Below are 9,404 nucleotides of genomic sequence, written 5' to 3'. Positions count from 1 at the left end.
CTACCTTAACTGTACTGCTTATCCTGCTCGTAACCTACTAATAAACTAGCCAAAGCATCCGAAACATCCCCTACGTTAACCTCTGTGTTTAAAAACTCTTTATAGATTAACTCAGAACCTTTTAACGTATATACACGAACCTCGCAGTTTGTAGTGTTTTTCATTACGCACATTCTGTAGCGCTTGTTACGAAAATCCAGATTGATTTCTGTATGATTCTCATATTCTAACCCTACTACTGTCTTCATGCTTTCTGTAGCTACTCTAAGCATTCTAGCTAAGTCAGAAATTGTTTTACCCTTGTTTCCTAACTCACCTAACTGTTCTAGCGTAACAATTACAGCCACTTTCATTGTATTTAAATCATTTAACTCATCATGTATTTCACGAATCATTTCCACCGCATCTTCTTTATATGTATCACCAGGATTTAAAATTCCCCATTTAACGTTTCTTGCAAATTCCACTAATTTCATAGCAATGTTCATATATAACCGCTCCCTTATGTTTGTTTATCTTACTGTCTTAACTATACCATATTATTATATTTTAGTCAATAGTAGGACGTTAAAAAACTACTACCCGTTTCCAGACAGCAGCGTATTACCTCTTATTCTGTTTAAACCTTACCCCTAATTGTTCAACCCTTTACGTTATTTATTTTCCTTGTCACCTAATTAGTTCTGTTTCTTACCGCAATTTCAACAATAAATAGATTTATAGTCTTGGGCTAATTTATATCCACGTTTACATTTAGCCTGACAGCAAGAGGATAACGATAAGCCCTCATGAGTCCCTTTCTTAATTGCCATGATACAACACCTACCTTCCCATACGTAAACAATATTGCACTAGCTATCTTGTCGGGGTTTAACTCTCAAAATAAATCTGAGTCCCATCTCCCTTTTCGTTTTTCCTCTTCAACGCCTTCCCGTATTTCTGCAAATGATTTCTTTATACTAGGTTCATCTTTAGTTTGTTTAACTAATTTCACTACACCACTATCTTTATCAGTTTGAGCAATATACCCTTTATCCTGTAAGACTTTAACCATATCCTGCATATCTTTCCTTGCCTCAATACCTTGACCACACTCAATCCTTATTGTGTTCACAAGTCTTCCCCCAATCCCTACAAAGTTTATCCTTACTTATATTTAACAAAAAACTTTACTTGTTTATCAGATTCACAGGTGGTGTATGCTTCCCCACACTCTTCAAGTACGTTTTTGATAATTTTAATTTCTTCACTATAACTCTTACTTATATTACACCAGCCATGTCTTTTCATACCTAACAAAGAGCCTATAACCATTGACGTCTTATCTCTCATTCTGTTTCCTCCTAGTTCGTTACCTTATTTGTATTCACTTTTCTCTAACGATTCCTCGTCGTATTTACCTTCACTATAATTTGAGCATTTGCTTGCAGCGTCTTCCTCATTGAGTATGGATTTAACCGATAAGTTGTACATGCAGCACCACCCATCATAGAACTTGCAATTAAAACAAGTTTTAGCCACCTTATCACCTCATTTTTGTACAAAATCAAAACCGCATTAAAACTTTATCTATAAATTTTCTAAAGTATCCTCAAGTGTTAGTTTAGCCAATAAGAGTGCCGAACTCCGGAAAGCGTCCGCCTGACCTTTGTGGTACGCACGAAGCTCTAAATGTTTACTTTCGGTCTCTTCTGCCTGCTTATCGTTAGCCTTTGCTGATTCCTTAAGCTGACTAATTACCTTATCGATATCCATACCTTCACCTCACAATAAATTTGGTATATACCCCTTAAACTGGCTTCACTGCAACCGTCACTGGGTCGCAATGAACAACCACATACGTCCCATCTAAATCCTCACGCTCCACCTTATCCCCAACTTTAAAGCGCTCGTTGGGTATTGTGAAATTAAAGAAATCTGTCTCATCTTCATGTAATACAAACATTATCATTACCTTTCACCCCTATACATTCAATTTAAAATACTTTGTCTTCCGGATAACTCTCGTTATAAACCATATGTAACCCTCGTCTGTATATACTCTGAAAATTACTAGCAGCATCCTCAGCAGGAATCAACATGTCTGTAAGCATCTGTGCAAACAGACATTTATCCTTCTCACCTAGTACAATCGTAATTTCATTCGGTATATCAGACGGGTTGACTTTAAATCCTGTACCTTTAGCCACAACATACACCCCTCAACCTATCGTCTTTATTACCTACCGAGATGGTAGGGAGTACCCACCATCAATCTAAAGCTCTATAAAAGTCCGCCTCTTGCTTGTAGCCTTTTTCTTCCCAACACTCTTTACAGAACGAACCTGCATAGATTTTACCTACTACATCTTCTTTTTTGATTCCATCATGACATCCTGCACACTCAATAAATCCACCCATGTATTTCGTTAACTTATTTGCTATATGAAGGGTTACATCATATAAGTTATCTTTTATAGTTATATACTCCCTATAGATAATTTCATTTCCGTTCATGTTGTACACCAACACCTCAAAATAACCTTTCTTTTCAAACGTAAGCATTGTAAACCTTTGACCACGGAACTCAACTGTAACCTTTGCATAGTTATCGTAATGTAACGCAAACACATTTATTAGGTTCTCTTTTGCTACACTGAATACTCTATGTAAATCAGCGATTGTCTTCCCGCTTAACCCGAAAGCACCGATTTTACCCAAATCTACTAATACTGTCATTCGCATCTCTAACCCGCTTAATTCATGTTGCACCTCTTGAATCGCAGTAATTGTATCTACATTATTTCTATCTTCAGAAGTTATTTTTTCTTCTTTAATTTTACGAGATATATCAGCTAGTTTTGTAATATAAGACATTTCACAGCACCCTTTCGGTTTGTTTTATCTGTCTCTACTATACCATTTTATTATATTTTAGTCAATAGTTTAGGTGTAAGAAAAAGGTGAATACACCTACCCACCTTAACTCACACCTATTAACCCTTTTAAGTCCGTAATAAACTCATTCAAATCATCCGATTCTATATCCATACATCGGATTTTCTTAGTCCCCTCTTCGCAGACATCTACATGATACCCATGCGGAATCTTGCATATATCAACCACATAACAAATACCTTCATACAGTACAACCCAAGACATAGTGAAGTGTTCCTCGAACCCACCGCTCACTAGTTCCTGTGTTTCTTTTGTTACATCTAGAAGTTGCTGCAAAGTACGTCCTCTATCCGCAAGTACCTGCAACCTTTCCATCGTTAACCTGATACCCACTTCTGACATATAAACCCCACCTTTTTGCTTATAGCATCCCATGTTTTTTCTTATACGCCACCACTAACCGATGGAATCGAGGTTCGTCACGGTCATCTAACGCCTTATCAATCTCTTTACGATACGTTACCTCATCCGCAACCGCTCGAGCAATGTCCCGAAACTCATGTATAGCCAGTTCATCAATTTTTGACCCCGTTCGAACCTCTATATCAAACTCACTTACCTTTTCTGTAACCGATGTGAAGTTATCCTCCCCCACAATACCCTCCATCTGGATGTACATATAGAACGGTGAACCACTTCCTATCCGCAACCCACTCAGTGCATCATCTAAATTACGTGTATCATATGTCCCATCCACATCTAAAATACGTAACTCTGTAGCTCCCTCTATCTCCTCAAAGTACCGATTCATTTTAACGACCATCACTCTTCTTTTACCTGTTAACGCTTTGTATTCCTCATCAGATAAAAACTGAATATTTTCGAGCGTATGGTTAAACTTTTTTGCATGTACAAGAATACCGATTACATGCTTCGTTTTAAATTTACCTACAGCCAGTAACCACTCTACAAACTCCCTATTTTTATCAATTGTACGCATAACCCATCACCTCTACCCGAATTTGTTACTTCAATTAAACCATCTTTTTCCTCCCCTATATCTATGGTTCTTATCAAACAAGTCGACTCTAAGTACACATAAAGTCAACGTTAAATCACAACATGTACTGCCTACTCTTCTTCCTTTATTTGCTGTCATTGTTTGTATATTTCTAGTCAACCTTAAGTCATCATTAAGTACACATAAAGTCACATAAATAAAAAGGATAGAGACACACTTCTCCATCCTTTACATAATTATTTTCCACTTTCGAACTAGCATTTACTTTCCTTTAAACCAGTTTATTTAAAACATCCTCTACTTCTTCAATCGTTTTTGGCGGCTCACTAAACACATGGTGGTTTCCACAAATTAAGCTACTGTCTACCTTATCCAAATGCTCCACGTACACCTCATTTACATTCATATACACATGGATGTATCTATCCTCTTGACGTGCATCGAACTGCAATGCCGGAGCATTCATATCCAATTTCGCATAAACGCCCTCATCGACGATATCTGGCTTCATTACACTTACATAAAAACCTAGTTTCTTAAAATACGCATCTATTTCTGTACTTAAAATATCCTCCGTAATGCCTAACTTACTTTTATATGACATACCTGTCATCCCCTTTATTAGATTCTGATTTTTCTAGTTACAAATTTTTCGATTTTCTCAGCACTCTTTAACGCACGTTCTGCATCCTCTTCATTTACCTTATTCTCTGAAGGATAACGTACATCTACGCCGTAATCGTTTAACTCAACACAATCCTTAATTAACTTTCTATAGGATTTATCGTACTTGCTACATAACTTTAACAGATACACTAAGCTATGTGTTTTAACGATTTCACCACCATGAGCTGCAATTACACCTTTTAGATATTTCTCAGCGCTTTGTTGACTATGATAACAAACAATAGATACAGGAAGTTCTGGCATACCCATTAAAAACTTTGCGCTTTTTAAATCTGTTGTAGCGTATTGAAACCACTCTACTGCGTTTTTATTGTTCACCATGTAAAACCACTCCCTCTTTATCTATTTTGTATTCTAACGTAACAACATTGCTTGCTCTGGCTTTAAACTTACTAACTTGATACACCATTAAATCGATTGGTGTCTCCATAATCTCATACACACTTAAATGTATTTGTTTTCGAATCTCTCTTACATTATCAACGGTATCATTCACTAACACACATAAGTCAAAGTCACTATCTTCATTAGGTGACCCGTACGCATATGAGCCAAACAAGATAACCTTAACAACCTCTTGGTTTGTGTTAGTAATTTGTTTTACTAAAGTATGTAATTCTTTTTGCGCTTTTTCGTTCACCTTAACCACTCCTTGTAACTTTGCTTATCTCTTGCTTGTGACTATAATATACCATTTTATTATATTTTAGTCAATATTTGTTGTTTGATAAGTTATAATTGAACCCCATCAGATACAAATCTATCTGTAAATCCACAGTATGCATCCTGATTTACAACCCCGTACGCTTTCTTTTGCTCCCGCAGATACCACATGTACTTCTCGGCGTTTACCTTCTGGATAATAAACGTATCTGCTCTTCTTACTTTACGCACACCAGTAAAATCACTATCCGATAAGCCCGCCAATACATGTGAATGCATATAGTCTACTTGACGACAACGACTCAAAGGTTTTACGTATAGCACATCTTCTTGAACCAACGTCACAAGATACCCCATACCCTTTACAATTGTGTTCCCATCTACATCTTCACTTACACGAACTTTAACCACATCCTCAATTTCCGCAACCGAGAACGGTTGATTTACCTCTTTATTGGCTTCTTTTACACATTGATAGTAATAGTTATCCTTCTTTTCTTCCCAACGTCCCACGACGTACCACCCCTTCTTTTCTTATCTTAAATATACCAGTTTATTATATTTTAATCAATATCTTCACATAAAAAAAGCAGCAGCACAATGCCACTGCCACTTACTCCCCCAGAGTCTCTTTATCCATATCGATTACCTTACCGTTTACCGCATCTTTACCGTAAATACTCTCCATGACTTCTTTATGTTTTTTCTCTTTTTCCTCTGCTTCTTTACGCTTTCGCTCCCTATCCTCAGGCGTTTCATTCGCCTTCTCTATAGCCTTTTTCTCTTCTACCTGTCTATAGTATTCCTGTATTTCGTCGTACTTCATAGGTCTGGCATACCTTCCATATGTACCCGGCAAATACGCATCTTTAAGGTCTAAGGTATCGCTTACTAACATTTCATACGGATAGACCCCATCACCCTTTAACGTTCCACGGATTTCATACGTAGAATTGATGTAATATAACCCATCCGGTCTCTTTACAACCATTCCTTCTTTGTAAGGCGCAGGATATACTTTCCCGCTTCCCCATTGCTCTAGTACCCAGTACATTTTTTCGTACACTTCTTTACCTGACAACTTAACCTCTTTTTGTACAGGTTTCTCTTTAGATGCCTGCGCCTCTTGTTTCCCTGCATCCGACTTCGTATACGCAGCAAACTGTTCACACTCTTCTTTACTGTATACCTCTGCACAATTCTCATCGATTTTAGGAGCAGCCTCGTCAGTACTTGTTGTGTCTTTTTTATCTATTGCATTCTTATCTTCTTTTGGCTTTGTTTCAGCCGCTTTCTCGCCTTTATTAGACTCATTAACCTGTTTTGTATCTTTAGCTACCTCTTTGTTTTCAGAACAGCCAGAAACCGCGAACAACAACCCCAGACTTAATCCAGTCACTAACCATTTACGCATTACGTATCCTCCCCGTTTTCCCTATAAAATAAGGTGGGGAATTTCCCCACCTTAACAACAGTCCCAATTATATAATACATCTGAAAAATCTAACTTAGCTAACTTATCTTTGTTAATGAAGAAATTCGCAACACCTACATCTCCCCACATAAGCCCAATCGATTCATCCGAGTCAATCTGTAGTAACAACGTGTCGTATTCACTATCTTCATCTCGTGGGTCAAACTGGGTAAAGAAAGGATACCCACCCATTCGATGTCCTGCCTCGCTCATATTCGTATAGTAGAATTCGCCTAACTCCACCGAGTTATCGCCATCCTTTACCTCTTTATCCTCATCGAACCCTTTCAGGTACTCCGAGTTAAATCGGTAATCACCAGACGTAACTGGCTGTATCCCTTTTGCAAAATCCAACTTCGCTTCTGGAATATCTATAACTGTTTCTCCCTGTATTTCCTCAAACCCTACAATCAGCTTGTTTCTGTCTTTAATCACTTCGGGATGGTATATTACACGGAAATCCTTTTGTTCTGTTCTATTATCTAGCGACATACCTATCAGGTAGTGCGTCACATCAATATAGAACTGTAAAATACCCGTTTTTGGCAGGTTTTCCATCGGCGGTACATCTTCAAAATTGATTTGTGCCAATAACTTTAACGGCACACCTTTCGCACTTTTTGGAGCATCTACCCCAATTGGTAAATAAGGATTTCCGCCTATTTTACTATCCCAAAGCTTTGTACTTCCTTTTTCGGCTTTAACCCTTATGGTTGGTTTTACAGACTGTAAAATACCCTCTTTATACTCTTCTAACTGTTCTGGGATATATAGAAACCCTTCATTCATACGAACCCCTCCTATTTCGGTACAACTTCTTTCTCTACCTCAATAGTACTATCTACGCCCGCTAAATTGTTCCCACTTTTTATCGTTTTTTATAATCGATATAGCTCTTATCGTAGAATACCCATTCAGACTTCCCGATACGCAACCAACCATCTTTCTCTTCATACACGTTTACTTTGTCGCCTTTCGTTGCTTTTTTCACAACTGAGTATTGCGAACCTGCTCCGCTGCGCACATTAACCCCGATACCGTTGATTTGCGCCGTTCCAATAGCCTGTTGAGGTTTACCACCCTCCATGACTTGAATCATGTTTACAAGGAACGATGCAGACTCCCCACGAGTAGTTGTTCCTTTCGGTACGAACTGGTTGTTCTCATTTCCTTTTGCAACCCCTAAGCTATACAGTCGTTGTACATATTCTTTTGCATAGATTTGTTCTTGGTCTGTAAACGGAATTGCAACCTCTTTACCCTTAATTCCTTTGTACTGCAAGCCTCTATCTACCATAATTGCAGCTTCTTCACGTGTAATTTGTGCGTTAGGGTCAAAGTTACCATCCCCACGACCGTTAATAATTCCTGCAGTAGCTGCACGTTTAATTCCGCCCTGTAACGTAGGATGTGCTACCCCGATATCGTTAAACGTTTTAGAACCCTCAGGTAAGTTAAGCGTATTCGATACTAACTGTGCAAATTCCGCTCTTGTTACCGCGCGATTTGGCGCAAACACACCATTTCCTTCCCCTACCATAATTCCTCGTTTGTTTAACTCACGGATATGTGGCTCATACCAACCGCCAGTAATATCATCTTTTGGTGCTATCGTAGGTGGATTAACCGCCACATACTTTTGTACTCCCGCTAAGAATGGTTGCCACTGACCTGTACGAATCATAATCTCTGGGCAGTTCTTACCTTTCCATTTTTGATGTTTTACTACGTTATCGATTGTTACCCCAGTCTCGTTCATTAGATAGGCTACTAGTTTCTTAGCATTTTCTACCGCTTTATTGTAGTCCCCATCACTGTTAACCGCAATCTCGATAGCAATAGATTTTCTATTCCCATCCCCATTACCGTCACCTGCATGCCATGCGTTTTCATTGATTGGTAGATGTTGATAAATTTCTTTGTCATCTACCGTGAAATGCCAAGAAGCTACACGGTCTAACTGCCCAACAGCCTGATTGTATAGGTAATCTGCATGGTTCTTAGCATTTGCCCCGACCTCTGGATTCCCTGTCTCATGGATTGTAATGTACTCCGGTTTCATAGCATAACCCGGTCTGATATTGTCATTACCTTTTGGTACAATCTTTTCCACTAACGGTACGCCATTTACTTCCGTTCTCTTTGTAGGTGCAGCATACATAAGACTTCGTTTTGTTCTATTGCTTCCACTAGGAACTGTGAACGTACCCGTCTCTTCCTCTGCCGGCTCTATTTTATCTGTAACATCATCTTGGCTAATTCCTCTACCGTCAATGTCTTTGAAATTCTCCTCAATACTCTTTAACGCCTTCTCATTCGTAACAGAACCTACATCTTCATTAGATTTACCTTGAACGGTTACTTGCTGCGATTCACCATTTACTTGTGTCTCTGCAAATGATGCGACTGGTGAAGATAATACTGAGATTCCTGCTGTTAATGCGACTACTTTTTTATAAAATCTAATGTTCATACTTAATTCGGTACACCTTACTAGTTTACTTAGTTACTAGATATACCTCTTTCCCCCTTATCGTTTCAATTAATACTAGCTATTTAGCCTATATCTTTATTTTATTATAGCCTCACATACAAACATAATGCTCTATAAACTTATCATAATCTACCAAACTTCCCATTTAACGCTAAAATCTAAAAAAGAGTGGAACTAGTTCCACCCCA

The 9,404-nt window shown here is 38.3% G+C and carries 17 protein-coding genes; all 17 read right to left on the bottom strand.

The window, feature by feature from the left end:
- Positions 1 to 5 precede the first annotated feature (5 nt).
- A complete protein-coding gene (locus tag ACTFR8_RS23420; protein ID WP_440028289.1) occupies positions 6 to 488 on the bottom strand; it encodes a hypothetical protein in 483 nt (160 codons plus the stop codon).
- 389 nt (positions 489 to 877) lie between these two features.
- On the bottom strand, positions 878 to 1,114 hold the full coding sequence (locus tag ACTFR8_RS23415; RefSeq protein ID WP_440028286.1) for a hypothetical protein: 237 nt from the start codon (positions 1,112 to 1,114) through the stop codon (positions 878 to 880).
- A gap of 32 nt (positions 1,115 to 1,146) precedes the next feature.
- Entirely contained in the window at positions 1,147 to 1,332 is a 186-nt protein-coding gene (locus ACTFR8_RS23410; protein WP_221660455.1) for a hypothetical protein, read from the bottom strand.
- Between the two features lie 44 nt (positions 1,333 to 1,376).
- Complete coding sequence (locus tag ACTFR8_RS23405; RefSeq protein ID WP_440028284.1) at positions 1,377 to 1,544, bottom strand: hypothetical protein; 168 nt, start codon at positions 1,542 to 1,544, stop codon at positions 1,377 to 1,379.
- Between the two features lie 25 nt (positions 1,545 to 1,569).
- Positions 1,570 to 1,755, bottom strand: coding sequence for a hypothetical protein (locus ACTFR8_RS23400; RefSeq protein ID WP_221660454.1), 186 nt, complete (start codon positions 1,753 to 1,755; stop codon positions 1,570 to 1,572).
- Between the two features lie 34 nt (positions 1,756 to 1,789).
- Positions 1,790 to 1,951, bottom strand: coding sequence for a hypothetical protein (locus tag ACTFR8_RS23395; RefSeq protein WP_221660453.1), 162 nt, complete (start codon positions 1,949 to 1,951; stop codon positions 1,790 to 1,792).
- Between the two features lie 25 nt (positions 1,952 to 1,976).
- A complete protein-coding gene (locus ACTFR8_RS23390) occupies positions 1,977 to 2,189 on the bottom strand; it encodes a hypothetical protein (RefSeq protein ID WP_440028282.1) in 213 nt (70 codons plus the stop codon).
- 61 nt (positions 2,190 to 2,250) lie between these two features.
- Positions 2,251 to 2,856 carry a hypothetical protein gene (locus ACTFR8_RS23385; RefSeq protein WP_440028280.1) on the bottom strand — a complete coding sequence of 202 codons (606 nt, stop codon included), beginning with the start codon at positions 2,854 to 2,856 and terminating at the stop codon, positions 2,251 to 2,253.
- 105 nt (positions 2,857 to 2,961) lie between these two features.
- Entirely contained in the window at positions 2,962 to 3,279 is a 318-nt protein-coding gene (locus ACTFR8_RS23380) for a hypothetical protein (protein WP_440028277.1), read from the bottom strand.
- 19 nt (positions 3,280 to 3,298) lie between these two features.
- Positions 3,299 to 3,877, bottom strand: a complete 579-nt coding sequence (locus ACTFR8_RS23375) for an IDEAL domain-containing protein (protein WP_440028274.1) — start codon at positions 3,875 to 3,877, stop codon at positions 3,299 to 3,301.
- Positions 3,878 to 4,169: 292 nt separating this feature from the next.
- Positions 4,170 to 4,502, bottom strand: a complete 333-nt coding sequence (locus ACTFR8_RS23370; protein ID WP_221660448.1) for a hypothetical protein — start codon at positions 4,500 to 4,502, stop codon at positions 4,170 to 4,172.
- Positions 4,503 to 4,519: 17 nt separating this feature from the next.
- Positions 4,520 to 4,906 (bottom strand): HEPN domain-containing protein, encoded by a 387-nt coding sequence (locus ACTFR8_RS23365; RefSeq protein WP_221660447.1) that lies wholly within the window; start codon positions 4,904 to 4,906, stop codon positions 4,520 to 4,522.
- Positions 4,893 to 5,225, bottom strand: a complete 333-nt coding sequence (locus ACTFR8_RS23360) for a nucleotidyltransferase domain-containing protein (RefSeq protein WP_440028272.1) — start codon at positions 5,223 to 5,225, stop codon at positions 4,893 to 4,895. Before ACTFR8_RS23360 ends, ACTFR8_RS23365 begins: the two co-directional genes overlap by 14 nt.
- A gap of 92 nt (positions 5,226 to 5,317) precedes the next feature.
- On the bottom strand, positions 5,318 to 5,761 hold the full coding sequence (locus ACTFR8_RS23355; protein ID WP_440028270.1) for a hypothetical protein: 444 nt from the start codon (positions 5,759 to 5,761) through the stop codon (positions 5,318 to 5,320).
- Between the two features lie 100 nt (positions 5,762 to 5,861).
- Positions 5,862 to 6,662: a hypothetical protein gene (locus tag ACTFR8_RS23350; RefSeq protein WP_440028267.1), complete on the bottom strand. Its 801-nt coding sequence runs from the start codon at positions 6,660 to 6,662 to the stop codon at positions 5,862 to 5,864.
- Positions 6,663 to 6,713: 51 nt separating this feature from the next.
- Positions 6,714 to 7,511: a YwqG family protein gene (locus ACTFR8_RS23345; protein WP_440028266.1), complete on the bottom strand. Its 798-nt coding sequence runs from the start codon at positions 7,509 to 7,511 to the stop codon at positions 6,714 to 6,716.
- A 79-nt stretch (positions 7,512 to 7,590) separates the two neighbouring features.
- Positions 7,591 to 9,195 carry an S-layer homology domain-containing protein gene (locus ACTFR8_RS23340; RefSeq protein WP_440028263.1) on the bottom strand — a complete coding sequence of 535 codons (1,605 nt, stop codon included), beginning with the start codon at positions 9,193 to 9,195 and terminating at the stop codon, positions 7,591 to 7,593.
- Between the last annotated feature and the right edge of the window lie 209 nt (positions 9,196 to 9,404).

The sequence above is a fragment of the Bacillus cereus group sp. MYBK15-3 genome, assembly GCF_051916765.1.
Classification (GTDB): domain Bacteria; phylum Bacillota; class Bacilli; order Bacillales; family Bacillaceae_G; genus Bacillus_A; species Bacillus_A cereus.
The sequence above is the reverse complement of the archived record's forward strand: the minus strand, read 5'-3'. Positions and strand labels throughout refer to the sequence as shown.